This is a genomic window from Luteococcus struthionis, from assembly GCF_048595755.1.
Classification (GTDB): domain Bacteria; phylum Actinomycetota; class Actinomycetes; order Propionibacteriales; family Propionibacteriaceae; genus Luteococcus.
Map to the genome: position 1 here is coordinate 969,780 of NZ_CP184360.1, position 26,592 is coordinate 996,371.

Genomic DNA, 26,592 nt, shown 5'->3' on the forward strand with positions numbered 1-26,592 from the left:
GCGCTGTTTCACTGGCGCGCCCTGGCGCGACGCAAGCCCAGCAGGGCCAGTGCCACGAAGACGAGCGTCCATGCCCCGAGGTTAGCCAGCAGCACCCACAGCGCGTCGGACCCGGGGTCCTCCGGTCCGGTCTGCAGCAGGCTTCCCTCCAACTGCGGCCAGCGGACCAGGCCGATGTATCCGTACATCGGGGTGATGTGCGCCAGCTTGAGCATGAATCCGTCCAGCGGGGTGAAGACATTGCCCAGGAAGGCCAGGAAGACCAGCGACGAGCTGGCCAGGCCCACGGCCGTCTCCGACTTGAACAGCAGACCCACGCCCATCCCGTAGGCGGCGAAGAGCGCCGCGCCGGCCAAGGAGATGACGAAGGTCCACAACCACACCTGCCACCCATCTGCCCGGGCGCCGCTCGACCACCCCACGCCGAAGACCAGTCCCTGCGCGACCATCGCGACCACCGTCGCCACGGCCACCTTGTTGGCCGCGACCTGCGCAGTGCTCGCCCGGGTCAGGGCCAGTTGGCGCCCCCAGCCGAGCATCGACTCGGTGGCGGCCATGGAGGCGATGCTGACCGCGGCCGTCGCCGCACCGTAGGCGGCCATCGAGGTCATCACGTAGAACTTGTTGTTGGCGTGCCCGGCCATCGAGTCGCCGTAGGGGGTGTTCGCGCCGAACAGGACGTACATGAAGCTGGGCATCGCGAAGGTGAAGGCGATCGTCGGGATGCTGCGCAGCTGGCGCAGCAGATCGATGCGGATGTAGGTGGCGTTCACGTCACTTCTCCTGGGTGAGGGCGAGGAAGGCGGACTCGAGGGTGGGTGCCTCGATCACGAGGTCGTGGGCACCGGTCTCCAGCAGGTGGCGGGCGACGGCATCCGAGTCGAGCGCGGTGAGGCTGACCCGGTTTCCGTTGGTCTCGATTCCGGTGACGCCGGGCAGTGCCCGCAGGGCGAGGACCTCGGGGGACTCGTCGGTCAGCGGGTGCGGGTAGCTGGCGGCCAGCCCGCGGCCGGAGGTCATGGCCTGCACCTCGGCGACGGGGCCGTCGGCCAGCAGCCGTCCCCTGCCGAGCAGGATGATGCGTTGCGCGAAGTCCTGCGCCTCCTCGAGGTAGTGGGTGGCGAAGACGATGGTGCGGCCGGCGCGGGCCTGCTCCCGCATGGTGGCCCAGAAGTCGCGTCGGGCACCGACGTCCATGCCGGCGGTGGGTTCGTCGAGGATGAGCAGGTCCGGGTCGGTAAGCAGCGCCAGCGCCATCTTGATCCGCTGCTGCTCACCGCCGGAGCACTTGCTGACGCGACGGTCGGCCAGGCCGGTGAGGTTGGCGAGCTCCAGCACCTCGTCGACCCGGTCCGGAACCCGCTGCAGCGCCGCGATGGACAGCACCGTCTCGCGCACGCTGAGGTCGCGCAGCAGGCCACCGGTCTGCATCACGGCCCCGACCCTCCCGGCCTGCACGGCCCGTCGCGGGGTGGTGCCGAAGACGCGGACGGTGCCGGAGGTGGGTTCGGTCAGCCCCAGCACCATGTCGATGGCGGTGGTCTTGCCGGCTCCGTTGGGGCCGAGGAAGGCGACGATCTCCCCGGGTTCGATGGTGGTGGTCAGCCCGTCGACGGCCTTGACCGGGCGGGTGTGTGGGCCGAAGTGCTTGTGCACGTCGTCCAGTTCGATGCTTGCCATGTGACCAGCATCGCGAGGGTGGGGTGGTTCGGTCTCGGCCGGACGTCACGACCTCGCCATGACAAGTGTCACGGCCCTTCGACAGGCTCAGGGAGCGTGGGTGGGGGGACAGGCTCGGGGAGCGTGGGTGGAGGGAAGAGCCCTCAGGCGGTGGCGGCCCTCACTGCGGCGAGCACCGACGCCTGCGCATCCCCCGGGGTGGCTGGCAGCAGCGGAATCTGCATGTTGCGCACCACGCGCTGCATGCCCTCACCCATGTGGTCCACGACGATGGCCTGCACCTGGTTCTCCTTCAGGAAGCGCACGATGCGGGCATGGTGCGAACCGTGGGTTCCGGCGTCGTGCGACTCGTCCCAGGCAACCTCGTGGATCTGCCAGCCGACCACCTCCGGGCCCTCGGCGCCCGAACGGACGTCGGCCAGACCGATCCAGTGGGCCTTGCCCCAGGCAGCTGCCGTCTGCCCGTCTGCCGTGGTGGGTGTTGCGACGATCATGGAAGTCCTCCTAGTGCTCGTCGCCATTGTCGCCCATGACCGGGGCACCGACGGCAGCGGGTGTGGCCGGCCTCAGTCGTGGGCGTGCTTGACGGTCTCCATCGTGGTGCTGAACTCGTGCTGCACCCGGTCGTCGTGGGTGTAGCTGGCCAGGCTCACCAGCCATCCCACCAGCAGGGCGGCGACGAAGCCGGGCAGGATCTCGTAGTAGTCGAAGATGTGCCACGGCCCGCCGTCCACATTGCCGAACCAGCCCACGACCACCGCTCCGGTCACCATCGAGGCCAGCGCCCCGGCAGCCGAGAGCTTGCGCCAGAACAGGCTGAGCAGGACCACCGGGCCGAAGGAGGCACCGAAACCGGCCCAGGCGAAGGCCACCAGCGCCAGGATCGTGTCGTTCTGCGTCCATGCCATGGCTCCGGCGATCAGCGCCACCCCCAACACGGCCAGACGACCCATCAGCACGTAGTGGTCATCTTGGCGGGCATTCCTGTTGAGCGCCTTGTAGATGTCCTCCACCAGTGCCGACGAGGTGACCAGCAGCTGGCTGGAGACCGTCGACATGATGGCGGCCAGCACCGCGGCCAGCATGAAGCCGGCGATCAGCGGGTGGAAGAGGATCTGGCCCATCTTGATGTAGACGGTCTCCGGATCCTCAAGCGTCAGGCCGTTCTTCTGATACCAGGCTGCGCCCACCAGGGCCGTGGCGATGGCACCGCAGACGGCGAAGAGCATCCAACCGATGCCGATGCGGCGCCCGGCGCGCGCCTCCGCGGTGGAACGAAGCGCCATGAAGCGCACGATGATGTGCGGCTGGCCGAAGTAACCCAGGCCCCAGGCCAGTGCGGAGATGATGCCGATGGCGGCCACCTGCGTCATCGGCGAGGGCAGCAGGGCCATGCGGTCGAGCCCGGCCGCGGCGTCGGAGGCCTGCACCAGACTTGTCACCTCGCCGAAACCGCCCAGCTTGAACAGTCCCACCACGGGCACCGCGATCAGGGCCGCGGCCATCATGGCGCCCTGCACGAAGTCGGTGTAGCTCACGGCCAGGAAGCCGCCGAACAGCGTGTAGCAGATGGTCACGGCGGCCACGATGAGCATGCCCGTGCGGTAGTCCAGGCCAAAGCTGGACTGCATGAAGACGCCACCGGCCACCATTCCGGAGCTCACGTAGAAGGTGAAGAAGATCAGGATGATCAGACCCGAGACGATGCGCAGCAGGCGGGAACGGTCGCGCAGCCGGTTCTCCAGGAAGCTGGGCACGGTGATCGAGTCGTTGGCCTCCTGCGTGTAGGCCCGCAGCCGCGGCGCCACGAGCTTCCAGTTGAGCCAGGCGCCAATGGTCAGGCCCACCGCGATCCACGCCTCCACCAGGCCGGTGGCATAGATGGCGCCGGGCAGCCCCATCAGCAGCCAGCCCGACATGTCTGCCGCGCCGGCCGAGAGGGCGGCGACGGCGGGGTGCAGATCGCGGCCACCCAGCATGTAGTCGTTGAGGCTGCTGGTCTTGCGGTACGAGTACCAGCCGATCAGCAGCATCGCGGACATGTAGATGACCATCGCGATGATCTGGAAGACGGTGTCGCTCACAGGTTGCCTTTCGTGCGACGAGGGGTCGCCGCACGATACCGCGCCGGCCCTCGTCGGGGCGCGGGCATCCGACCTACGGGCGCCCCGCCACCCAGCAGGTTGGGTGCCCTACCGGGCTCGGGGCGCCGAGGCGGGCCGTCGAAAGGCGTAGTCTCGCCCGGGTGAGTGTCGAGTTCGAGTACATGGGGCTGCACGAGGGTGAGCGGATCGAGTACCACCGCGGGTGGGACCGGCAGCGCGAGGTGCACGCCCGGGTGGCGGCGCAGGAGATGCCCGGACGGGTCATCCTGCTGGAGCACGAGGCGGTCTACACCGCCGGCAAGCAGACCCTGCCCCAGGAGCGCCCCTTCGACGGGACCCCGGTGGTCGACGTCGACCGCGGCGGCAAGATCACCTGGCATGGCCCCGGACAGCTCGTCGGCTACCCGATCATCCGACTCCCAGACCGCGTGGGCGTGGTCGACCACGTGCGGCGTGTGGAGCAGGCGGTGATCGACCTGCTGGCCACCTACGGTCTCAGCGCCGGCCGCGTGCCCGGCCGTACCGGGGTGTGGCTGCCCGCCGACGACCCGGACTTCGTCCCGCCCGTCGCCACCGGCCCGCACCACGCCAAGAGCGTCGAGCGGACGGGTCTCTTCACGCCGGGCACCCCCTCGACAGGCTCGGGGAGCGGTTCGGGTGGCCCAGGCTCGGGGAGCGAACCCGACGACGATCCCCGAGCCTGTCGAGGGGCTTCGGATCTCCAGATCGCGGGCGTGGATGGCTTCGACAGGCTCAGCCACCGTGAGTGGGGGCTCAGCCACCGGGAGTGGGGGCTCAGCCATCGGGATTGGGGGATGGGCCGTCCGGAGCGCAAGATCTGCGCCATCGGGATTCGGGTGACCAAGCGCACCACCATGCACGGCTTCGCCATCAATGTGAGCAATGCCTCGGCCGGCTTCGACAACATCGTCCCGTGCGGCATCCCGGATGCCGGCGTGACCACCCTTGCCGCGGAGCTCGGGGGCCAGGCACCGCCGCTGGTGGAGGTGGCCGAACGGCTGCAGCCGCTGCTGGCCGCCCATCTTGCCCGGGAAGGTAGCCTGAAGCCGTGACGATCGCTCCTGAAGGCCGCAAGCTGCTCCGTGTCGAGGTCAAGAACTCCCAGACCCCCATCGAACGAAAGCCCAAGTGGATCAAGACCACGGCGACGATGGGTCCGGAATATCGAGACCTGCAGGAACTGGTGAAGGGTGAAGACCTGCACACCGTCTGCCAGGAGGCCGGTTGCCCCAACATCTTCGAGTGCTGGGAAGACCGTGAGGCCACCTTCCTCATTGGTGGCGACCACTGCACCCGTCGCTGCGACTTCTGCCAGATCGAGTCGGCCAAGCCCGAGGGCTATGACCGTGAGGAACCGGTCCGCGTCGCCGAGAGCGTCAAGAAGATGGGCCTGCGCTATGCCACCGTCACCGGCGTGTGCCGCGACGACCTCGAGGACGAGGGTGCCTGGCTGTATGCCGAGACCATCCGCCAGATCCACCAGATGAACCCCGGCGTCGGCGTCGAGATGCTGGCCCCCGACTTCAGCGGCAAGAGGGAATTCCTCGAGCAACTCTTCGAGGCCAGGCCGGAGGTCTTCGGGCACAACGTGGAGACGGTGCCGCGCATCTTCAAGCGCATCCGCCCCGGCTTCCGCTACGAGCGCTCGCTGGAGGTGCTGACCATGGCCCGCGAGGCCGGCCTGGTCACCAAGAGCAACCTGATCCTGGGCATGGGCGAGACCCGTGAGGAGATCAGCGAGGCGATGCAGGACCTGTACGACGCAGGCACCGAGCTGCTGACCATCACGCAGTACCTGCGTCCCAATGTGACCCTGTTGCCGATCGACCGGTGGGTCACCCCGCAGGAATTCGACGAACTGGCCGAGGAGGCCACCCAGATCGGCTTCAGCGGTGTGATGAGCGGGCCGATGGTGCGCTCGTCGTACCGCGCCGGACGTCTCTACCGCCAGGCCATCGAGGCCCGCGGCTGAACCCAGCATGATGAAGCTGCTGGTCACGGGGCCACTCGCCGAACAGGTGCGTGACGAGCTGGTGGCCCGCGGCTTCGACGAGCCGTTGCGGGCGGCCTCCGAGCCCAGCCCCGACGACCTGGCCTGGGCCACCGCGGTGGTCTGCCGCTCCCTGCCCGGCGAGGGCACCTATCGCTGGGTGCACTCCATCGCCGCCGGTCACGACCAGCTTGACGAGGCCCGGGACCGGATCGAGGTGTTCACCCGCACCCTGGGCTCCCTGCCCGAGCAGATGGCCCATTCGGTCTGCTGGGCCGTGCTCGACCACGAACTGTTGGGGCCGCACCGTCGCCAGTGCCAGGCGCAGAACGACTGGGTGCGCACCCCGCACCAATGGCCGCCGGGCAGTTGTGTGCTGTTGGGCACCGGTGTCATCGCGCAACGCGTCGCGCAGGCCCTGCAGGCCTTGGGTTTCCACACGGTGGGAGTGAACCGCTCGGGCCGCGAGGCGCCGGGCTTCGACCACGTCACCACGCTGGAGGAGGCCGACCTGGAATCCGCCCAGGCGCTGGTGAACCTGCTTCCGCTGACCCCGCAGACGGCCGGCGCGGTGGGGGAGCAGGTCTTTCGACGGCTGCGCGGCGCGCTGTACGTCAACGTGGGCCGGGGCGACACCACTCGTCAGGAAGACCTGCGACGCGCCCTGCAGCAGGGGCACCTCTCCCACGCCCACCTGGACGTCACCACGCCCGAACCGTTGCCCGCCGAGCACTGGCTGTGGCGCCACCCGAAGGTCACCATCACCCCACACGTCGCGGCGATCACCCTGGCCAGCGACGTGGCCGAGGACGTGCTGGAGACCGTGGCCGACCTGCGAGCCGGCCGCAGCCCGCGACTGTTGGTGGCGGACTAGAGTTCCGAGGCCTGCGGCCGTGGGCTCATGCCCAGGGCCGTGCCGCGGTCGAACTGGGCGGCGCCCATCGAACGGCTGGCCAGCCAGAAGAAGGCCGCCAGCGCCAGGTAGCCGACGCCGATGCCCACCAGCACGGAACGGGAGAGCCCGTCGGCGGGAACCAGCAGCGCGGCGATCACCGAGGCGAGCACCACGGCGGCGTTGAACAGCACGTCGTAGATGACGAAGACGCGGCCCTTCACCTCGTCGTCGATGTGGGCCTGGACCACCGTGTCGATGCAGATCTTGAGCGACTGCGCGAACCAGCCGATGAAGAAGCTGGCCGCCACCAACCACCATCGGTTCAGCACCTGTCCCGGCCCGAGCTGCACGGCGGCACTGGCCAGCAGCAGCACCAGGATGGTGCGGTGCATGCCCATCCGGTGCGCGAGCACCGGCACCAACACCACCGACGAGGCGAAACCCACCCCGCTGGCACCCATCCACAGGCCGATGTCGGCCATCGCGGCCTCCGTCTGCTGCGGGCCGTGCACCTGGATGCGGAAGAGCAGGATGATGCTGACCAGCGTCAGCCCGTAGAGCACCCGCTGGCAGGTGATGGTGGTCAGCCCGAGCAGGGCGGGACGACGACTCACCAGGTGCGCGCCGCCGTCGCGGATGGCCGCGAGGGTCTGGGCAAAGCGGGTGCGTGGGGCGGGCACCATCGGGCCCAGGTCGCGCGCGCCCAGCCCGGCGGCCACCAGGCTGGAACAGGCCCACATGGCCGCGGCGCAGCAGAAGATCACGGCGTCGGCGACGTGCGCCGGCCACGGGGAGGCCAGCCGGATGCCGGCGGCCAGTCCACCGCCGAGCAGGACGCCCAGCGGGCCGATCATGGGCATCACCGCGGAGGCCGTGAGGAATTCGTCGTCGTCGATGGTGTGCTGCAGGCCCGCGGCCAGCCCGGCGAGCACGAAGCGGTTGAGTGCCAGCGCCACCATCAGCGCGACGAAGAGCACGGTCTGCACCAGGGCCGAGGCGGCCCCGGTGACGATGATCGCGGCGATCAGCAGCGCCAGCACGCAGCGGACGGCGTCCACCACCACGGCGGTGGTGCGTCGTGACCAGCGATCCAGGTAGCCGCTGACGAAGGGGCCGACGATGCTGAAGGGCATCAGGGTGATGGCGAACATCGCCGCAATGGCCCAGGCCGTGGGCTGCTGGGCGGGGTTGAACAGGATGTGGCTGGCCATGCCGATCTGCAGGGTTCCGTCGGCGCACTGGGTGAGCGCGCGGATGGTGAACAGCTTGCGGAAACGGTCATGGCGCAGGAGTCGACGCAGGTTGCGCACGAAGGTCACGGGCCGCTCCTGTTCTGGGCCTGCACGGTGCAGGGGCACGCCGATGCTATCCGCCGCGGGCAACCGGGTTTGGACCGGTTGCTTGAATGGCGGGCATGAGCACCACGCCGCGACTGTTCACACCCTTCCACGCCCGTGGGCTGGAGATCCGCAACCGCGCCTGGGTCTCTCCCATGTGCCAGTACAGCGTCGAGACCACCGACGGGGTGGTCGCCGACTGGCACCAGGTGCACTACGGCAGCCTGGCCGCCGGAGGTTGGGGGCTGGTGATGAGCGAGGCCGCGGCCGTGCTTCCCGAGGGACGGATCAGCCCCTGGGATGCCGGACTGTGGAATGACGAGCACGTCGCTGCGTGGCGACGCATCAACGACTTCATGCACGAGCACGGCGCCAGCACCGGCGTGCAGCTGGCCCACGCCGGTCGCAAGGCCAGCACCAACCGCGCGTGGCCCGGCTTCGTGCCCCGCACGATCCCCGGTGACGAGGGCGGTTGGCAGCCGGTGGGGCCCACCGAGGCGCGTGCCGACGGCGCCGAGTACACCGCCGAGGTCAAGGTGCTCGACGAGGAGGGGATCGCCCAGGTGGTGGAGGCCTTCGCCCGGGCCGCGGTGCGGGCCGAGCAGGCAGGCTTCGACGTGGTGGAGGTGCATGCGGCGCACGGCTACCTGCTGCACCAGTTCTACTCGCCGCTGTCCAATACCCGCGACGACCAGTGGGGCGGCAGTTTCGAGAACCGGGTGCGGTTGACCCTGCAGGTGGTGGAGGCCATCCGCGAGCGCTACCAGGGGGTGTTGTTCGTGCGGTTGTCGGCCACCGACTGGACCGAGGGTGGCTGGACGCTGGAGGACGCGGTGCGGCTCGCGGCCCTGCTCAAGGAGCGCGGCGTCGATCTGGTGGACACCTCCAGTGGCGGCAATGTGCTGGCCGAGATCCCGGTGGGCCCGGGCTACCAGGTGCCCTTTGCCGAGCGGATCCGACGCGACGGCGGCATCGCCACCAGCGCGGTGGGCATCATCGAGACCCCCAGCCAGGCCGAGACCATCCTGGCCACCGGGCAGGCCGACGCGGTGATGCTGGGGCGTGAGGCGCTGCGCGACATCAACTGGCCGCTGCGTGCGGCACACCAGCTGGGCGTCGCCAATGCCGATGCGCCTTGGCCCAGCCAGCGGTGGCGCGGCTGCTGGCGTTGAGACTCAACCCGCGTCGAGCCGCCACTGCAGGAATTCGGTGAGGTCTCCGGTCTCACCGTCGCGCCCGCCCCGGCCGATCACCATGGGCGGTGGGGTGGGCTGCAGTTTCACCCCGGTCAACCGGGCGAGCCTGCCACCCGGCACCGTCAGCACGTAGTAGCCGCCGTCGGTGCCGATGGCCAAGGACCGGTTCTTGCGCAGGTACCAACCGTGCTTGTCGGTCTTGGCAGTGCCGCCCGACATCAGGGTGGCGCGCAGCGGTTCGGGCTCGATGCCGCGTCGGGTGGCCTCGGCGACGAAGTCGTCGATCAACGGCTGGGCGGCCTGGGCCTCGGCGCGGGCCGCCTGCTCGGCAAGCTCGATGCGACGACGGGCGTCCTGCTGGCGTTGGCTAGACATGGGCCAACTCTAGGCGGATGGCCAGGGGCCGTGAGGGACGGTCTCGTCCGAGATCCCATTCCGGGGCGCCTGATGGAGGCCCTGCTGGGAAAGCCCTGCGGAGAAGAGGCACCTGGGGGCTGCTGGTCACCCCCAGCAACCCCCAGGGCGTATGTGGATCACGCTGAGAGCCACTGCTCAATCGGTGTGATGTAGGCCATTCTTGCACGTTCAAGACGGCTTTCACGGCCAGAACGTGAGATTTTCTCAATCAACTCTTCAATTCGCCGGGCAAGATCCAGCTATCGCAATGCCACTAGGGGTTTTGGTGATGCGCGAGGCTGAGTTTCCGCTGTGAACGTGCCGCTGTGCGAACCGATCATGCGGTGGGTCTTTGACTCGGCAGGGTCTCGCCGCTAGTGGGGCCGGTGCTTGGTGCCCCGGCGAGACGCGCGACGTCGACCTCCAGGGATGGCGAGAGGCCGCGGAGCACAGCGATGAAACTGTGCTCCGCGGCCCCCTTCACGGCTCCCGGTTCACTCGGCGGCGAGGGCCTCCGTCGGGGTGGCGCTGGCGGCGCGACGCCCCGGCATGATCGAGGCGAGCGAGGCGGACAGCACCGCGATCACGATCAACCCCAGCGTCAGGGGCCAGTTGATGCCGAACTGGATCGGCGCCTCGATGGTGGCCTGGCGCAGCACCGACCGGATGCCCAACCAGCCGAAGAAGGCACCCGCCAGCGTGCCCACCAGGACACCCGCCAGGCCCAGCATGAGGGCCTCCACCAGCAGCATCAGCCGCAGCGAGGAGCGCTGCATGCCCAGCGCCCGCAGCAGGGCCGACTCACGCGTTCGTTCGATCACCGACAGGCCGAGGGTGTTGGAGACACCGATCAGGGCGATCAGCACGGCCACGCCCAGCAGACCCGTGGTGACCATCATCAGGATGCTGAGCACGCGCTTGACCATGTAGGCCTCGGTGGCCGATCCGCCCACCCGCACCTCACCGTTCTGCATCATGCGCTCCAGCTGGGTCATGGTGGTGCCCATGTCGTCCAGGTTGGTCATCTTCAGCCACGCCAGCTGCGGACTGGGCTTGGCGACGAGCTTGCGCATGGTGTCCTGGCTGACGATCGCCATGCCGTCCTCCACGGCCTTCGACGGAGAGCCCGTCAACGTCACCGTCTGGCCATTGCCCTTCAGGACCACCTTCGTGCCCTCCTTGTACTGCTTGGGCAGCAGCACCCGGTCGTCACCCAGGGAGGTGGGGACCACCTCGGTGACGCGGCGCATCTGGGGATTGAGCGCCACCACCGTGGAGACCTCGGCCGGGCCTTCGCTGGTCACCGCGCCGCCGGACATCGTGGCCCGCGCCGAGACATTGCCCACCGCTGCCAGCTTGTCCACGTTCTGCTGGCTGATGCCGGGCTGGGCATCCTTGCCGGTCGAGCTGAACGTGTTGTGCGCCACCGTGACGTCGACGGGGTAGGTGTTGGCGATCTCCTTGAGGACCGTCTTCTCCGCCGTCGCGGAGCCCACCTGCAGGGTGATGATCAGCCCGCAGGCCAGGATCAGGGCGCTGGCGGTGGCGGCGGCCCGCTTGGGATTGCGCACGGTGTTCATGGCGGCCAGCCGGGGCGTGGCACCGAACAGGCCGAAGAGCTTGCCCATCATCCGCAGCACGGCCGGGATGAACAGCACCGCGCCGAAGAGCACACCGATGGCGATGAGGATGGCGCCCAGCAGCGCCGAGACGATCGGGCCGCGCATGACCGAGGCACCCTCGCCCACCGGGGCGTCCAGGGAGTACCAGGCAAGTGCCGCGCCGACGAGCACGAAGCCGCCACAGATGATGGCGCGCACCACCGACGCCTTGCGCTGCTGCTCACTGGTGGCCACCGGCTGCAGCGCCTCCAGCGGGGCGACGCGGGTGGCGCGCAGCGCCGGGAGCATGGCTGCCAGCACCGTCAGCAGGATCCCCAGGCCGAACTCGATGGCCAGCTCCGTCCACGGGAAGCTCAGGCCCCAGTAGGTGGCCTTGGTGTACGTCGCACCGGCCCAGGCGATGCCGGTGCCCAGCAGCAGGCCCAGGGCCGAACCGAGGGCGCCGAGCAGGATGGCCTCGGCCAGGAAGCGGCGTCGCACCTGCGCGCCGGTGGCGCCCACGGCCCGCAGCAGGCCGATCTGTCGGCGTCGCTGGGCCAGCAGGATGGTGAAGGTGTTGGCGATGATGATCAGCCCCACCAGTGCCGCGATGGCGCTGAAGGCCCACAGCATGTACTTCATCACGTCGAACTCGCCGGCGACCTCCTTCACCGACGCGGCCTGCGCGTCCTCACCGGTGTTCACCTCGAGGTTCTTGTCATCCTCCCCGGGGTAGCTCGGCTCGTCGGGATCGATCACCAGCGGTGCGACGGCGCTGCGCACCTGGTCGAGGGTGGCCGCGGGGTCCCCGTCGACGTCGACCAGCCAGTCGGCGTAGTTGACCTCCGCTTGGGAGGTTGCCTCCAGGGTGGCGCTGGGGAGGTAGGCGACCTGGAAGAAGATGCTCGGGGCATCATCGGTGGTTCCGCTGACCGTGAGCTTCTTGCCCCCGACGTCGACGCTGTCCCCGACGCCGACGCCCAGCTTCTCGGCCAGCTGGCTGGACAGGGCGATCTGGTTGCCGCCGGTGGGCCAGGCACCGTCCCTCAACGGGGCCCAGCGGAAGCGTTCGTCGGGCACCGCGTAGGCCTGGGTGTAGACGGTGCGGTCCTCGGAACCGACGGGCATGTAGTTGCCGGTGCTGCGTTCGGCCAGCTGCACGCCGGGGACCTTGGCGAGGGCCTCGGTGACCTGCTTGCCGGTGACCCCGGGCTTGCCCTGGGTGATGTGCACCACGACGTCGGCCTTGGAGGTGGTCAGCGCCATGCCCTTGCCCAGGGCGTCCTGCTGGGTGGAGATGAAGACCGACACCGCCGCCATGAAGCCGATGCTGATGGCGATGGCGACCAGTGTCGCGATGATGCGCCCCGGGTGGTAGCGCACTTCCTTTGCTGCGTCGCGGAACATCAGGCCTCCACGCGGGACAGTGCGGCGTTGACGTCATCGGCGGTCGGCCGGGTGATGTCGTCGACGATCTGGCCGTCGAGCAGGATCAGCGCCCGGTCCGCGTAGGCGGCGGCCTTGGCGTCGTGGGTGACCATGATGATGCTCTGGCCCAGGTTGTCGACGCACTCGCGCAGGTAGTCCAGCAGGGCGGTGCCGGTCTTCGAGTCCAGGGCGCCGGTGGGCTCGTCGGCGAAGATCACGTCGGGCCGGGTGATCATGGCGCGGGCCACGGCGACGCGCTGCTGTTGCCCGCCGGACAGCTCGCTGGGGCGGTGGTCGAGGCGCTCGGACAGGCCCAGCGACGCGGTCAGCTTCCCGAAGAAGTCCTTGTCGGGCTTCTTGCCGGCCAGCTCCAGCGGTAGCAGGATGTTCTGCTTGGCGGTCAGGGTGGGCAGCAGGTTGAAGCTCTGGAAGACGAACCCGACCCGGTCTCGGCGCACCAGGGTGAGCTGCTTCTCGCTGAGCTTGTTGAGCTCCTGGCCACCCATCACCACGCGGCCCGAGGTGAACTTGTCCAGACCGGCCAGGCAGTGCATCAAGGTCGACTTGCCCGAACCGGAGGGCCCCATGATCGCGGTGAAGGAACCGCGCTGGAAGCTCACGTTCACGCCGTTCAGGGCGGTGACCTGGGTGCGGCCGGAACCGTAGACCTTCACCAGGTCGAAGGTCTGCGCCACCGGCTCACCCTGGCCCACAGGCTGTGACTGCCCCGCGCGCGCCGACTCGGAGTGGGGGACGGCTCGACGGGTGTTTCCTTGCGGATCCTGCCCTTCGAGGGGGACGCTGTGTGCCATGTCAGACCTTTCGTGATCGCCAACGGGGCAGGTTTGCCCTACGTTTTCGAGGCTAGGGCTGGCGCTGGGTCATTCACGTCGGTCTGCGGTAGCCACTTCACGGGGCGGTGTCCACCCGCGGGATGAGGCACCCCCAAGACCAAGGTCGGGGTCTGGTCGGCACGGCCGCCGACTGGCCTCGACAAGCTCGGCCAGCGAGGTCGGTTCCGGTCCTCAGGCGAGGGCGCGGGCGATCACCACGGAGCTGGTCGCCGCCCAGGCCTGCGGGCGGCACGAGGCGGGGTACGGCTGGGGTGGGAAGACCTCGTCGGCCCCCATGCCGCCGAACAGTTCCGGGAGGCGATGGTCGAAGCCCTCCGCGGCGCGCAGCAGCTGCACCGCCAGCGCCCGGGCTTCGTCGCGGAAACCGTCGCGCAGCATCTGGGCGATGACGAAGGCGGTGTCGTGGGTCCACACCGAACCGACGTGGTAGCTCAGCGGCCAGTAGCCACCATTGGTGGTGCTCATGGTGCGGATGCCGTAGCCGGAGGCCATCGACGGATGCATCAGGCGGTCCACCACCAGGCGAGCCTCCTCGTCCGACAGGATGCCGGTGCCCAGCAGGTGCCCCATGTTCGAGGCCACACCGGTGACCTGGGGCTTGTTCCCCTCGGCGTCGGTGGCGCCGTCCAGGGCCAGCACCGGGTAGGCGCCCAGTTCGTCGCTGGCCCAGAACTCGGCGCGGAAACGGTCCGCCAGCGCGGCGGCCCAGGCGCGCCACTGCTCGGCCGCGGCAGTGTCGGATTCGTACTTCTGCAGCAGGCGGGCGCCGCCCAGTGCTGCGGCATGGGCATAGCCCTGCACCTCGGCCAGCGCGACGGACCCGGCCGCCAGGGTCCCGTCCGCGAAGCGGATCGAGTCGCCCGAGTCCTTCCACCCCTGGTTGGCCAGGCCGTGGCCGGACTCGTCGCGGTACTCCAGGAAGCCGTCACCGTCGGCATCCCCGAAGTCACGCAGCCAGGCCAGCGCGGCCTTCAGCGTGGGCAGCAGGGAACGCACCTGGCCGGCGTCCATCCCGGCGGCCTCGGCCTCGTCGAGCAGCATGATCCACAGCGGGGTGGCATCGACGGTGCCGTAGTAGAGCGGCGGCAGGCTCATCTGGTGCTCGCCCTGACCCTGGTGGCTGAGCGCCAGCTCCAGCGGCTCCTGGCGCACCTCGTGAAGGATCTTGCCGGGCTGCTGGGCGGAGTCGACGTCGGTGTCCGTGCCCTGCAGCTGGGCCAGCACCCGCAGGGTTGCGGCGGCGGTGGTGACGTCGTGGGGCAGCAGGTTGCGGGCGCTGATCAGCGAGTCGCGGCCAAAGAGCGTGAAGTACCAGGGGGCGCCGGCGGCCAGGAAGCCTTCGTCGGGGGTGCTCGGGTGGGCCAGCCGCAGGCCGTTGATGTCGGCGAAGCTGCTGGTCAGCAGTCGGTCGAGGGCTGGATTGCTGCCGTCGGTGGCCGGCGGAAGCAGCGCCGGCGCGGTGCAGGCGACGAAGGGCGCGGCGGCGTCGTGCAGGGCCAGACGGAAGCCGACCTCGGCGGTGCCACGGGCGGGCAGGGCAATGCTCCAAGTGAGCAGCAGGTCGCTGCCGTCCAGGCCCATCCCGGCTTGGCTGGTGAGCCGGGCGGTGGTGTTCTCGTCGCGCCACGAGAAGCAGGCGCCCTCCTCGGTGAGCTGGGCCGTGACGGGGTCGCCGTGCAGGCCCGACTTGATGGACTGCATGGCCGTGGAGTCCGGGCGCAGACGCAACTGGAGCTCGATGTCCAGGTCTTGCAGCGAGGCCGTGGTGAACAGGTAGCGCTCCTGCACGCCCTCGCCGTCCACCTCACGGATGCGGTGCAGCACGACGGCCGGGTCGACACCCAGGTCGGGGGTGCGCACGACGTACTGGAAGGTGGCGCGGTTGCCGCCCCGCTCGTCGGTGGTGATGTGTTCCAGGTGGTGGCTCGGGCTGCTCAACTGCAGCAGCGAGACCACGCGGGTGTCGGCGCAGTAGATGCCCTCCACCGTGCGCTCGTCGGCCAACCCGTCCGCCTGCCCGTCGAGAGCCGACCACGCCTGCACGGGTGCGGCGAGGACGGCGGAACGATGGGTGAGGTAGGGCTGCTGCATTCTGACCATCCTGGGTGGGTGCGCACGGAGGGCGCGTCAAAGGGCTTCATTGCACTGGTGCGGGTTCCGGTAACGAATGTGGCTGAACACTTGACTTGGGGGGCCCGCAGGGAGGACGCTATCAGCAATCTTGATCGTTCAAAAGAGGGCAGTGCAGCTCTCGGGAACCACACCAAGCAACAGTCACCATGCGCCGCCGACACCGTCGTCGCGACCCGGGGAACGAACCTCCGCGGGTCACCCGGAAAGGAAAGTCCCATGACCTCGACCAACCGCCGCAAGGCCTTTCTGGCAGCAGTCCTCACCCTTCCGCTGGCCCTGAGCGCCTGTGGCGGAGGCTCCGGATTCGACTCCGGTTCGAAGCCCTCCGAAGGGTCGGCAGCCCTTCCCACCCCCACCAAGAACGAGGTCAGCGTACTGATCGGTTCGTCGGGCGACGCCGAGACCAAGGCCGTGACCGATGCCGTCAAGGCCTGGAGCGCCAAGAGCGGCATTCCCGCCAAGGTGCAGGTGGCCGCCGACCTGCCACAGCAGGCCGCCCAGGGATTCGCCTCCGGCAAGCCTGCCGACGTCGTCTACACCGCCACCGATGTCTTTGCCTCGTGGGTGAAGGCCGGAAATCTGGAGCCCTACGGTGATCAGCTCGAGAACAAGGACGACTATTACCCCGGCCTCCAGGAGGCCTTCACCAAGGACGACAAGCTCTACTGCGCACCCAAGGATTTCTCCACCCTGCAACTGGTCATCAACGACGAGCTGTGGAAGGAGGCCGGGCTGACCGATGCAGATCACCCAAAGACCTGGGAGGAGCTGGAGACCGTTGCCAAGAAGCTCACCAAGGGGAAGGTGAAGGGTCTGGCCCTCGGCCCCGAGGTGCAGCGTCTGGGCGTCTTCCTGGCGCAAGCCGGCGGCGGCCTGGAGAAGGACGGCGAGGCCACCGCGAATTCGGCCGAGAACGTCGAGGCCCTCACCTTCGTCAAGAAGGCCATGACCGACGGGTGGATGGCCTACTCGAGCGACCTGGGCTCCGGCTGGGGTGGTGAGGCCTTCGGCAAGCAGCAGGCAGCCATGGTGATCGAGGGAAACTGGATCACCGGTGCCATGCAGAACGACTTCAAGGACGTCAAGTACACCGTCGTCGAACTGCCGCAGGGCAAGGAGAAGGGCACCCTGCAGTACACGAACTGTTGGGGAGTCACCGCCAAGGGCGACAACATCGGCGGGGCCGTCGACCTGGTCGAATACCTCACGACCACAGAACAGCAGCTCGCCTTCGCCAAGGCCTTCGGCGTGATGCCCTCGCTCCAGTCGGCCAAGGAGCAGTGGAGCAAGGACAATCCCACCATGGTTCCCTTCATCAATGGCGCTGACTATGCGCAGAACCTGCCCGCAGAGGTGGGTGCCGCCGACGTGATCAAGGACATGAACGCCCAGCTCAGCCAGCTCAAGAGCAAGGATCCCAAGGTCCTGCTGGACGGAGTCCAGGCCAACCTCGAGCCCGTCGTCGCCGACGCCGGCAAGTGATTGCCGACCGCGAAGGAAACTGACCGATGTCGCATCCCGTGAGCCCCGAGCCCACCGGGAAGGCCCGTCGCCGGAGGGGGCCTGCCAATTCGCAGGCCCTCTCCGGGTGGCTCTTCGTCTCCCCGGTGATCCTCATCCTGGGCCTCTTCCTGTTCATCCCGATCCTGATGGCCCTGTGGGTCAGCGTCTCCGACTGGTCCGGCAACGGATCGCCCTTCGACCCGAGCGTGAACTTCGTCGGCGCGAAGAACTACGAGGCGATCCTGGGCGGCAAGGGCCTCACGGGGCGTGACTTCGGCATGGCCATCCGAAACAACCTCTACTACGTGCTCTTCGTGGTGCCCCTGCAGACCATCGTCTCGCTCTTCCTGGCCGTGATGGTGACGCGCAAGGGCCTGAAGGGCAAGAGCGTCTTCCGCACCGCCTTCTACTTCCCGAGCGTCACCAGCTCCGTGGCCATCACCGTGCTGTGGCTCTTCCTGTTCAATGCCTCTGGCGCCGTCAACAAGGCGCTCAGCTGGCTGGGCATCCATGGGCCCAACTGGTTTCAGGATCCGCGCGGCGTGCTCGGTCTGCTGCTGGAACCCTTGGGTGTCCACGAAACGGGCGCCCTCGCCAAGCCGGGCTTCCTGGGGATCAGCGCCTACCAGTGGTTGCAGGGCCCCTCGGTGGCCATGTGCGCCTTCATCCTGATGGCGATCTTCACTACCTCGGGCACTTTCATGTTGCTGTTCATCGCGGCCCTGCAGAACATCGGCGAGGAGACCGACGAGGCCGGCATGATGGACGGCGCCACCGCTTGGCAGCGCTTCCGCCACATCACCCTGCCGATGCTCAAGCCGACGCTCTACACCGTCATCACGTTGGGTTTGATCGGCACTTGGCAGGTCTTCGACCAAATCGTGATTGGTTCACAGGGTGGGCCGGCCAAGACGACGATGACCCCGGCCTACCTCAGCTACACCAAGGCCTTCAATGACAACGAGTGGGGGCGCGGCGCGGCGATTGCGTTCGTGCTGTTCGCGATCATCGTGTTGATGACCATCTTGCAGCGCTTCATTCTGGGCGATGCCGACTACACCACCCTGAACCGGCGACAGCGCAAGGCCGAGAAGCTGGACAGGGAGCGCGCTGCCCGGCGTGAGGTGGATTTGGTGACCCACGGTGGGGCCAACTCCCAGACCGCGAGCGGAGGTGGCGTGGCATGAGCGAACAGAACTTCGCCGTCGGCAAGAAACCGTCGAAGGCGGGCACGTGGATCGCGTTGGCCATCTTGGTGGCGCTTGCCCTGTTCTACATCTTCCCCTTCGTGCTGCAGGTGGTGAGCTCGTTCAAGACCGATCAGGACGCCACCAACAACCCAATGAGCCTCACCCCGTCGGTGTGGACGACGGCGGCCTATGAACGGCTCTTCCAGAACTCCGACTATCCGCGTTGGTTTGCCAACTCGGTGGTGGTGACGCTGCTGGTCACCGCCGGACGCGTCTTCTTCAACTCGCTCGCGGGTTACGCCTTGGCCCGGCTGAGGTTCCCGGGCCGCAAGCTGGTCTTCATCATGCTGATCGGCGTGATGAGCGTTCCCGGCGTGGTGCTGTTGATCCCCAAGTTCTTGGTGGTCAACTACTTGGGCATCTACGACAGCTTCCCAGCGCTGGTGCTGCCCCTGCTGGTGGACGCTGCCGGGGTCTTCATCATGAAGAACTTCTTCGAGTCGATTCCTCCCTCGGTGGAGGAGGCGGCCCGGATCGATGGTGCCGGCACCTTCCGCACCTTCTGGTCGGTGGTGCTGCCGATGGCCGTTCCCGCTCTGGTCACCATCACCATCCTGAGCTTCCAGGGCTCGTGGAATGAGTACAGCCACTTCATCATCGCCTCGCAGGACCCCAACCTGTACACGCTGACCAAGGGCGTCGGTACCTTGGCATCCGGCGGCCTGGGCGGCAAGGCCAACCAGTATCCGCTCAAGCTGGCGGCCGCTGCGATCATGACGGTGCCCGTCGCAATCCTGTTCTTCGTCTTCCAGAAGCGGATCATGAACACGTCCGCTGGGGCGGTCAAGGAGTGAGGGTGGCTGAACGCCTCGTTGCCGGGGCGTTCAGTCACCATCCGTTGGGAAGGGGTTGCGGCCGCTGGCGACAGTTGACCGGCCCGAACGCTTGACGCCGTGGCCATGGTAGGGCGAGGCTGTCAGCACTCTAGATCGTTCAGGAGGGCAGCGCGGCCCACAACTGGTCGAGAGAGGGAAGAAGAGAAGTCATGGGGCGTCCCACGCTCGTCAGCCTGGCCAATGAGCTGGGCGTATCACGTCAGACGGTGTCGAATGTCATCAACGCACCCCATCTGGTGAAGCCGGAGACCCGGAAACGGGTCCAGCGCGCCATCGAGGAGAGCGGCTACCGCCCCAATCGGGCGGCGCAGTCATTGCGCAACCAGTGCGCCAATGCCCTGGCCATGCGCATCTATCCCTCGTCGGACGGCATCTACGGCGCCGTGATGGACCGCTTCCACCACCGGCTGGTGAGCCAGGCCCACGAGATCGGCTACAACATCATCCCCATCACCGCCGAGGACGATCGCGACGAGCTGCAGCAGCTCGTCGCCCTGCACGAGCGTGGCTCGATCGACGGGTGCCTGCTGTCGGGCACCGACGAGGGTGACGAGCGTCCCGCCGGGCTGCGACGGCACAAGGTGCCAATGGTCAGCTTCGGCAGGCCCTGGGGCCAAGACGAGCAGGAGCACTTCTGGGTCGACGTCGACGGTGCCAGCGCCACCGCCGAGGCGGTGCGCCACCTGGCCAGCCACGGTCACCGCCGGATCGGTTTCGTCGGCATGAATCCCGGTTCGGGTCCCGGTGACGACCGCCGCGCGGGATGGCGGGCCGCGATGGAGGAACTCGACGCAGCCGATCCGGACGAGTTGGATTCCCGGGGCCGGGACACCGTCCAGACCGGTCGCGAATCGGCCAAGACCTTGGCCGAGCGAGGAGCCACGGCCTTCGTGTGTGCATCGGACTCGCTGGCCTTCGGCGCGCTCCTGGAGACACGCCAGCTGCTGCGCTCCGACTCGGGCTCACTGCCCGTCATCGGATACGACGACACCGCCGTCGCGCAGGCGCTGGGGATGTCGTCGGTCACCCAGCCCGTCGACGAGGCAGTGCGCCTCTTGCTCGAGACCCTGGTGGCCCAGCTCGACAACCCCGACGCTCCCGTGCCCGAGCCCGTCCTGCTGCAAGGCACGCTGCAGATTCGCAGGCTGCTGAGCGCCTGACCGGCCCGCCTGCCCAAGGTTCCTGCCGCAAACAGAGAGATATCGGGCCTTCATTGCCACCATGACAATGAAGGCCCGATATCTCTCTGTTTGCGGAGGTGACCGGCGGTATCAGCCCTCGCCGAAGCCGTTGGGGTTGGCCGACTGCCAGCGGTAGGTGTCGGCGCAGGCGTCGGCGACCGACTTCTCGGCACGCCAGCCCAGCTCCTGGTGCGCGCGGTCGACATTGGCGTAGCTGGAGGCCACGTCACCGGGACGACGGGCGACGATCTCGTAGGGGATCTCGACGCCGGAGGCCGCCTCGAAGGCGTGCACCACCTCGAGCACCGAGTTGGGCTTGCCGGTGCCCAGGTTCCAGACGTGGCAGCCGTCGTTGTTGCCCAGGTAGTCGAGCGCAGCCAGGTGGCCGGCGGCCAGATCCACGACGTGGATGTAGTCGCGGGTTCCGGTGCCGTCCGGGGTGGGGTAGTCGTCGCCGAAGACCATCAGCTTCTCGCGACGCCCGGCCGCCACCTGCGCCACGAAGGGCAGCAGGTTGTTGGGGATGCCCTTGGGGTCCTCGCCGATGCGGCCGGACTCGTGCGCACCGATCGGGTTGAAGTAGCGCAGGATTCCCACGCGCAGCTGCGGGTCGGCGGCGGCGACGTCGGTCAGGATCTGCTCGACCATGTGCTTGGTGCGGCCATAGGGATTGGTCGCACCGGTGGGGGCGTCCTCGACGAAGGGAGGCTCGGACAGTTCGCCGTAGACGGTGGCCGAGGAGCTGAAGACGATGGTGTGGCAGTCGTGCTTGGCCATGGTCTCCAGCAGCGTGATGGTGGATCCGACGTTCTCGCGGTAGTAGACCAGCGGGATCTGGGTGGACTCACCGACGGCCTTCCATCCGGCGAAGTGGATCACGGCCTCGGGCTTGAAATCGGCGAAGGCGGCATCCAGTGCCTGCTCGTCGCGCACATTGGCCTTCACGAAGCCGGGCTCACGGCCGGCCAGCTCGGCGACGCGACGCAGCGACTCCTCGGAGCTGTTCGACAGGTCGTCGACCACCAGGACGTCGTGCCCCTGCTCGAGCAGGGACAGCGTGGTGTGGGAGCCGATGAATCCTGCTCCGCCGGTGACGAGAACGCGCATGGGTGAAACCTTTCGTGGACTGTTTCCCACACTACTGGCGGGACATGGGCGCTCGCTGTGGGCAGGCTGAGCACCTGCCCACAGCGAGCCGGGGGAACTCAGTTGGCCTCCAAACCCAAGTGCCGCACCATGGTCTGGACGCTCTGGTGGGCGAGCTCGGCGGAGTCGCGTTCGGCGAAGATCCGCAGCACCGGTTCGGTGCCCGAGAGGCGGGCCACCAACCAGCCGCCATCGGCCAGGAAGACCTTGGTGCCATCTAGGTGACTGACCCTCTCGACGGGGACGTCGAAGTCCGGCAGGCTGCCCCCTTCACCAAGGGCGGCGTCCAGTTCGTCGCGCCGCTTCTGCGGGAAGTCCCAGGCCGTCTCGACCATCTCCAGGCTGCCGTAGCGCTCCACCACGTCGGCCCACAGCTCGGACAGGCGTCGCCCGCTGTGGGCGAGCATCTCCACCAACAGGGAGCCGGCATGGACTCCGTCCTTGCCCGCGATGTGCCCCCGCACGGTCAGGCCGCCGGAGCTCTCACCGCCCAGCACCGCGTCGGTGGCTGCCATGGTGGAACTGATGTGCTTGAAGCCGACGGGGACCTCATGGCACTGCTGCCCGTGTGCCTCGGCCACCCGGTCCAACAGGTGGGTGGTGGCCAGGTTGCGCACCACGTCGCCCTTCCAGCCCTTGCCGGTGAGCAGGTACTCGTAGAGCAGCACCATCACCTGGTTCGCCGAGAGGTAGTTGCCCTTGTCGTCGAAGATGCCCAGCCGGTCGGCGTCGCCATCGGTGGCCATGCCCAGGTCTGCGCCACGCTCCAGCACGACGCGTCGCAGTTCGTGCAGCGTCTCGAGCTGCGGGGAGGGCATGCGTCCGCCGAAGAGTGCGTCGTGGCGGGAGTGGATGACCTCCACGTCGCAGCGCGCGGTCATCAGGATGGTCTGCAGGCAGGTCTGCGAGACGCCGAACATCGGGTCGAGCACCACCGTGAGGTGGCTGTGCCGGATGGTCTCCACGTCCAGCTGGTCGAGGATCGCGTCGATGTACCAGTTCATGGAGTGCTGGCGGGTGACCAGCGGATGGTCGGCCAACTCGGAGGGGTCGATGCTGCGCACGTCGTCGTCGCCCAGCCGGTTCACCTCCTCCTGCAGCGAGGTGGTGACCTCCGCGACGGCATCGCGGCCGCCGCGGGTGAAGACCTTGACGCCGTTGTAGAGCGCGGGATTGTGGGAGGCGGTGACGGCCAGACCGTAGGCGCAACCCTGGTTGGCCACGCTCCACATGATCATCGGGGTGGGGGCCGGACGATCGATGATGGTGACCGGGATCTGGTTGGCCACGAGCACCTCGACGATCCACCAGGCCGATTCCCGTGACAGGAAGCGTCGGTCGTAGCCGAGCACCAGGCCGCCCTCGGCCACGGATTCGGCGTGCATTCGATCGGCGACGCCCTGGGCCAACAGGCGCACGTTCTGCTTGGTGAAACCGTCGGCGATGATGGCCCGCCATCCGCCGGTGCCGAATTTGATCATGCACCGAACATATCCCGCGAAATGTTGCCCCGTGAAGGATGTGCGCATTTTGACTGAGCGCTCACTTGACTTGCGCACCTGTGGCGGGCGGCGTTGGTCGGGTGTCTAGGATGACGGCCATGACAACGCCGTCCCAACCCTCACAACAGCCCTCGACGCCCCGCAAGGCCGTGATCATGGCCCGTGGTCTGGGCACTCGTCTGCGTCGCCAGGCCGACGCCCAACTCGACCAAGAGCAGCAGCGGATCGCCGCCCTCGGGCTCAAGGCGATGATGCCCCTGGGGTCCTCCGGGCGGCCCTTCATCGAACACGTCATCACCGAACTCGCCGACGCCGGGCTCACCGAGGTCTGCCTGGTGATCGGGCCCGAACATGACCTGGTGCGCGAGCACTTCGCGGGCCTGCACACCGAGCGCGTCACCATCAGCTTCGCCGTGCAGCAGGAGGCGCTGGGCACCGCCGATGCCGTGGCTGCGGCACGGGACTTCGTCGGGGCGGATCGCTTCGTCGTGGTGAACTCGGACAACCACTACCCGGTCGGGGCGCTGCGTCGCCTCGTCGCGGCCCCCGGAGCCGCCACCCTGGGCTTCGACGCGGCCGAGCTGGTGGCCCGTTCCAACATCCCGGCCGAACGGGTGGCCGCCTTCGCCATCCTGCAGACCGACGAGCAGTCACACCTGGTGGAGATGCTGGAGAAGCCCACCCCCGAACAGGTGGCCGAGCACGGCCCGCACGCCCTGGTGAGCATGAACTGCTTCCTGTTCGGCCCCTCCATCTTCGACGCCTGCGACAGCATCGAACGCTCGGTGCGGGGCGAGTTCGAGATCGTCGACGCCGTCCGCCACCTGGTGCGCGCGGGGGAGCCGGTCACGGTGGTCCCGGTGGCCGAGGGAGTGCTGGACATGTCCGGTCGGGCAGACGTGGCCGCCGTCGAGACTGCCCTGGCCGGACGCGAGGTGCGGTTGTGAAGACCACCGGTCACTTCTCCCCGGGCCGCATCGAGGTACTGGGCAAGCACACCGACTATGCCGGTGGCGACGTGCTGGTGTGCGCCGTCGATCGCGGCGTCACGGCAGTGGTCGAGGAGGCCGCGAGCGGTATCCATGCCACCAGCACCGCCCTTCCCGACGAGGTGGACCTCACCCCCGGCACGGCCGTGGAGCTGCCTGGCGGCCACTGGGGGCGCTACCTGCAGTCGGTCGTGCAGCGGCTGACAGCCAATTTCGGTCCGCTGGCTCCGTGCCGCATCGAGGTGGACTCCACCCTGCCGCTGGCCAGTGGCATGAGCTCCTCGTCGGCGGTCGTGGTGGCCACGGCCATGGCGCTGGCGCGCCACAACGGCTTCGACCAGTCCAGGGCCTGGCAGCAGGACATCACCGACGACGTGCGGCTGGCCGGCTACCTGGCCTGCGTCGAGAACGGCAAGACCTTCGGCGCCTTGGCCGGTCACGGCGGAGTGGGCACCTTGGGAGGTTCCGAGGACCACACCGCCATGCTGTGCAGCGAACCCGGCAAGCTGGGACGGTTCAGCTTCAACCCGCCGTCGCTGGTGCAGCGGGTCGCGCTGCCCGATGACCTGCGGCTCGTGGTGGCGGTCAGCGGTGTCGCGGCCGAGAAGACCGGTGCGGCCCAACAGGCCTACAACCGGGCCTCGCTGAATGCCTCGGCCGTGCTGGAGCGATGGAATGCCGCAGGCCATGCACACCCGAACCTGGCCGCGGGGGTGGCGGCGGGAGGCGCCGAACAGGTGGCCGGGCTCGTCGCCGACGATCCGGAGTTGTCGGCCCGCCTGGACCAGTTCGTCACCGAGTCCACCGTGGTGATCCCCGCCGCAGTGGAGGCCTTGGAGGCGGGAGACCTCGAGGCCTTCGGTCGTGCGGTGGCACTCTCGCAGTCCTTGGCGGCGCGGGGGCTGGCCAACCAGGTGCCGCAGACCGAGGCCTTGGTGGAGCTTGCCCTGCGTCAGGGTGCCTTGGCCGCCTCCAGCTTCGGGGCGGGTTTTGGGGGCAGTGTCTGGGCGCTGCTGCCCGCCGGGGATGCCGAGGCCTTCGCCGAGGACTGGCTTGATGTCTACCGGCGGGCGTGGCCGCAGGAGGGCGCTCGTGCCAGCACCCTGGTGACCAGGCCCTGTGGCCCCGCCCACGCTTGCTGACCGGCCATGCCTGCTGACCGCCCACGCCTGCTGACTGGGCGGTGGCGACCCGATGCCGCACGGTGGGTACCGTGTGGCCTGACGTGATCGACAGGGAAGAGGGGTAGCCATGGGCCAGACCGGCCGGATGCGCACGGTTGGACGCGGTGGGCCCCTGGACCAGACCCAGATGCGGGCGGCCAACATGGGCCTGATCCTGCGCCACCTCAGGGCCGTGGGCGGGCGCTCGCGCGCTCGCATCGCGGCCGAGACGGGGCTTTCGCGGGCCACCATGTCGAGCCTGATCGGGGAGCTGACCGATCGCGGCCTGGTGCGCGAGGGCGGGCTGGCCCGCAGCGGCACGGCGGGCCGTCCCGGCCTGACCGTCTTCCTGGACGGGTCGCACGTCGGGGTGGTCGGCGTGGAGATCAGCGTGGACTACATCTCGCTGCTGGCGATGGACCTTGCCGGCGACGTGGTCTGGGAGCTGCTGCTGCCGCTGGCCGCGGACGAATTGCCCGTCGACGAGCTCCTGGACCTGGTGGCCCGGCGGGTGCAGGAGGCGCTGGATGCCCTGCAGGATGCGGGGCGGCGCCCGGTGGGCATCACGCTGGCACCGCCCGGGGTGATCGACTATCCCACGGGATGCGTCCGCTTTGCACCGAACCTGGGCTGGCGCGACGTGCCCGTGGTGGAGGAGTTGCGCTCCCGGTTGACTGGCCCGGTGCCGCCGATCCACCTGGAGAACGACGCCAAGCTCTCTGCGCTGGCCGAATATGCCGGCTTCGCCACCCAGGGGGTGGAGGACCTGCTCTTCCTGACCGGTGACGTGGGCGTGGGTGCGGGCATCATCGCCGCCGGGCAGCTGGTGCGCGGCTGGAAGGGCTTCTCCGGTGAGGTGGGCCACCTGCCGCTGGATCCCGACCAGCACCCCTGCAAGTGCGGCCGCACCGGATGCTGGGAGACGGTGGTGGGCCTCGCGGCCCTGTTCCGCCTGGTGGATGGCGACGAACAGCTGGCCGATGCCAGTCGTCCGCTCGACGAACGACTGGCCGTGATCGCCCGGCGCGCCAGGAGCGGGGATGAGGTCACCCTGGCGGCCTTGGAGCAGATCACCCAGCACCTGGCCGTCGGGCTCTCGCTCCTCAACGACGTGCTCAACCCCCGCGTGATCGTGCTGGGGGGATACTTCGCCCTGTTGGCGGAGTTCATCCTGGAACCGCTGGAGGCCCAGCTGGAGCGGCGGCGGATGAAGGAGGGCGGCAAGGTTCGCCTGGAGACGACCCGTCTGGGGATCAGGTCGGCGGCCCATGGTGCCGCCTTGATGGCGCTGGAACCCGTCTTCGTCGATCCCACCCTCGTCGCTCCCCTGGAGGACTGAGCGCTGGAGGATTGAGCGCCGACCGACCGATCGCTGCGGGACTGAGC

Annotated in this window: 22 protein-coding genes; 11 read left to right on the top strand and 11 right to left on the bottom strand. The window is 68.5% G+C overall.

From position 1 onward, the window contains the following. Positions 1 to 8 precede the first annotated feature (8 nt). The 4 genes from ACOAMO_RS04505 to putP form a co-directional block, all read right to left on the bottom strand. The gene (locus ACOAMO_RS04505) at positions 9 to 773 is read right to left on the bottom strand and encodes an ABC transporter permease (protein ID WP_420176390.1); all 765 of its coding nucleotides are present in this window, start codon (positions 771 to 773) and stop codon (positions 9 to 11) included. Position 774: 1 nt separating this feature from the next. Further along, entirely contained in the window at positions 775 to 1,680 is a 906-nt protein-coding gene (locus tag ACOAMO_RS04510; protein WP_420176391.1) for an ABC transporter ATP-binding protein, read from the bottom strand. A gap of 143 nt (positions 1,681 to 1,823) precedes the next feature. Next, positions 1,824 to 2,174: a NifB/NifX family molybdenum-iron cluster-binding protein gene (locus ACOAMO_RS04515; RefSeq protein ID WP_420176392.1), complete on the bottom strand. Its 351-nt coding sequence runs from the start codon at positions 2,172 to 2,174 to the stop codon at positions 1,824 to 1,826. A gap of 72 nt (positions 2,175 to 2,246) precedes the next feature. Beyond that, entirely contained in the window at positions 2,247 to 3,764 is a 1,518-nt protein-coding gene (putP, locus tag ACOAMO_RS04520) for a sodium/proline symporter PutP (protein WP_420176393.1), read from the bottom strand. 161 nt (positions 3,765 to 3,925) lie between these two features. Here putP and lipB point away from each other — a divergent pair, with 161 nt between their 5' ends. The 3 genes from lipB to ACOAMO_RS04535 are packed head-to-tail and all read left to right on the top strand — an operon-like array spanning position 3,926 to position 6,670. Continuing rightward, positions 3,926 to 4,858 carry a lipoyl(octanoyl) transferase LipB gene (gene lipB, locus ACOAMO_RS04525; protein WP_420176394.1) on the top strand — a complete coding sequence of 311 codons (933 nt, stop codon included), beginning with the start codon at positions 3,926 to 3,928 and terminating at the stop codon, positions 4,856 to 4,858. Continuing rightward, a complete protein-coding gene (gene lipA, locus ACOAMO_RS04530) occupies positions 4,855 to 5,778 on the top strand; it encodes a lipoyl synthase (RefSeq protein ID WP_420176395.1) in 924 nt (307 codons plus the stop codon). Before lipB ends, lipA begins: the two co-directional genes overlap by 4 nt. 7 nt (positions 5,779 to 5,785) lie before the next feature. Further along, positions 5,786 to 6,670, top strand: coding sequence for an NAD(P)-dependent oxidoreductase (locus ACOAMO_RS04535; RefSeq protein WP_420176396.1), 885 nt, complete (start codon positions 5,786 to 5,788; stop codon positions 6,668 to 6,670). Here the strand turns inward: ACOAMO_RS04535 and ACOAMO_RS04540 are convergent. Continuing rightward, positions 6,667 to 8,010, bottom strand: coding sequence for an MFS transporter (locus ACOAMO_RS04540; protein WP_420176397.1), 1,344 nt, complete (start codon positions 8,008 to 8,010; stop codon positions 6,667 to 6,669). The two genes, ACOAMO_RS04535 and ACOAMO_RS04540, sit on opposite strands and share 4 nt — an antisense overlap. A 95-nt stretch (positions 8,011 to 8,105) precedes the next feature. On the opposite strand from ACOAMO_RS04540, the gene ACOAMO_RS04545 reads away from it, so the two are divergent. Further along, positions 8,106 to 9,200 (top strand): NADH:flavin oxidoreductase/NADH oxidase, encoded by a 1,095-nt coding sequence (locus tag ACOAMO_RS04545; RefSeq protein ID WP_420176398.1) that lies wholly within the window; start codon positions 8,106 to 8,108, stop codon positions 9,198 to 9,200. Positions 9,201 to 9,203: 3 nt separating this feature from the next. Here ACOAMO_RS04545 and ACOAMO_RS04550 read toward each other — a convergent pair whose 3' ends face one another. From ACOAMO_RS04550 to ACOAMO_RS04565, 4 genes are all read right to left on the bottom strand, one after another. Further along, positions 9,204 to 9,599: a hypothetical protein gene (locus ACOAMO_RS04550; RefSeq protein WP_420176399.1), complete on the bottom strand. Its 396-nt coding sequence runs from the start codon at positions 9,597 to 9,599 to the stop codon at positions 9,204 to 9,206. 515 nt (positions 9,600 to 10,114) lie between these two features. Then, positions 10,115 to 12,628 carry an ABC transporter permease gene (locus tag ACOAMO_RS04555; RefSeq protein WP_420176400.1) on the bottom strand — a complete coding sequence of 838 codons (2,514 nt, stop codon included), beginning with the start codon at positions 12,626 to 12,628 and terminating at the stop codon, positions 10,115 to 10,117. Continuing rightward, positions 12,628 to 13,461 (bottom strand): ABC transporter ATP-binding protein, encoded by an 834-nt coding sequence (locus ACOAMO_RS04560; protein ID WP_420176401.1) that lies wholly within the window; start codon positions 13,459 to 13,461, stop codon positions 12,628 to 12,630. Before ACOAMO_RS04560 ends, ACOAMO_RS04555 begins: the two co-directional genes overlap by 1 nt. Positions 13,462 to 13,674: 213 nt before the next feature. Next, positions 13,675 to 15,594 (bottom strand): glycogen debranching N-terminal domain-containing protein, encoded by a 1,920-nt coding sequence (locus ACOAMO_RS04565; RefSeq protein WP_420176402.1) that lies wholly within the window; start codon positions 15,592 to 15,594, stop codon positions 13,675 to 13,677. A 258-nt stretch (positions 15,595 to 15,852) separates the two neighbouring features. On the opposite strand from ACOAMO_RS04565, the gene ACOAMO_RS04570 reads away from it, so the two are divergent. The 4 genes from ACOAMO_RS04570 to ACOAMO_RS04585 all read left to right on the top strand — a co-directional run bounded on the left by ACOAMO_RS04570 (position 15,853) and on the right by ACOAMO_RS04585 (position 20,385). Next, entirely contained in the window at positions 15,853 to 17,118 is a 1,266-nt protein-coding gene (locus ACOAMO_RS04570; protein WP_420176403.1) for a sugar ABC transporter substrate-binding protein, read from the top strand. Positions 17,119 to 17,144: 26 nt separating this feature from the next. Next, a complete protein-coding gene (locus ACOAMO_RS04575) occupies positions 17,145 to 18,326 on the top strand; it encodes a carbohydrate ABC transporter permease (RefSeq protein ID WP_420176404.1) in 1,182 nt (393 codons plus the stop codon). Next, complete coding sequence (locus tag ACOAMO_RS04580; protein ID WP_420176405.1) at positions 18,323 to 19,183, top strand: carbohydrate ABC transporter permease; 861 nt, start codon at positions 18,323 to 18,325, stop codon at positions 19,181 to 19,183. Before ACOAMO_RS04575 ends, ACOAMO_RS04580 begins: the two co-directional genes overlap by 4 nt. A 191-nt stretch (positions 19,184 to 19,374) precedes the next feature. Then, positions 19,375 to 20,385 carry a LacI family DNA-binding transcriptional regulator gene (locus ACOAMO_RS04585; RefSeq protein WP_420176406.1) on the top strand — a complete coding sequence of 337 codons (1,011 nt, stop codon included), beginning with the start codon at positions 19,375 to 19,377 and terminating at the stop codon, positions 20,383 to 20,385. A gap of 111 nt (positions 20,386 to 20,496) precedes the next feature. Here the strand turns inward: ACOAMO_RS04585 and galE are convergent, their stop codons facing one another. Together galE and ACOAMO_RS04595 are read right to left on the bottom strand one after the other, a co-directional pair. Then, entirely contained in the window at positions 20,497 to 21,513 is a 1,017-nt protein-coding gene (galE, locus tag ACOAMO_RS04590; RefSeq protein ID WP_420176407.1) for a UDP-glucose 4-epimerase GalE, read from the bottom strand. Positions 21,514 to 21,611: 98 nt separating this feature from the next. After that, on the bottom strand, positions 21,612 to 23,033 hold the full coding sequence (locus tag ACOAMO_RS04595; RefSeq protein ID WP_420176408.1) for a phosphoglucomutase/phosphomannomutase family protein: 1,422 nt from the start codon (positions 23,031 to 23,033) through the stop codon (positions 21,612 to 21,614). A 119-nt stretch (positions 23,034 to 23,152) separates the two neighbouring features. Here ACOAMO_RS04595 and ACOAMO_RS04600 point away from each other — a divergent pair, with 119 nt between their 5' ends. From ACOAMO_RS04600 to ACOAMO_RS04610, 3 genes are all read left to right on the top strand, one after another. After that, positions 23,153 to 24,001 carry a nucleotidyltransferase family protein gene (locus ACOAMO_RS04600; RefSeq protein WP_420176409.1) on the top strand — a complete coding sequence of 283 codons (849 nt, stop codon included), beginning with the start codon at positions 23,153 to 23,155 and terminating at the stop codon, positions 23,999 to 24,001. Next, the gene (locus ACOAMO_RS04605; RefSeq protein ID WP_420176410.1) at positions 23,998 to 25,185 is read left to right on the top strand and encodes a galactokinase family protein; all 1,188 of its coding nucleotides are present in this window, start codon (positions 23,998 to 24,000) and stop codon (positions 25,183 to 25,185) included. Before ACOAMO_RS04600 ends, ACOAMO_RS04605 begins: the two co-directional genes overlap by 4 nt. A 109-nt stretch (positions 25,186 to 25,294) precedes the next feature. Continuing rightward, positions 25,295 to 26,545 (top strand): ROK family transcriptional regulator, encoded by a 1,251-nt coding sequence (locus ACOAMO_RS04610; RefSeq protein ID WP_420176411.1) that lies wholly within the window; start codon positions 25,295 to 25,297, stop codon positions 26,543 to 26,545. Positions 26,546 to 26,592 lie beyond the last annotated feature (47 nt).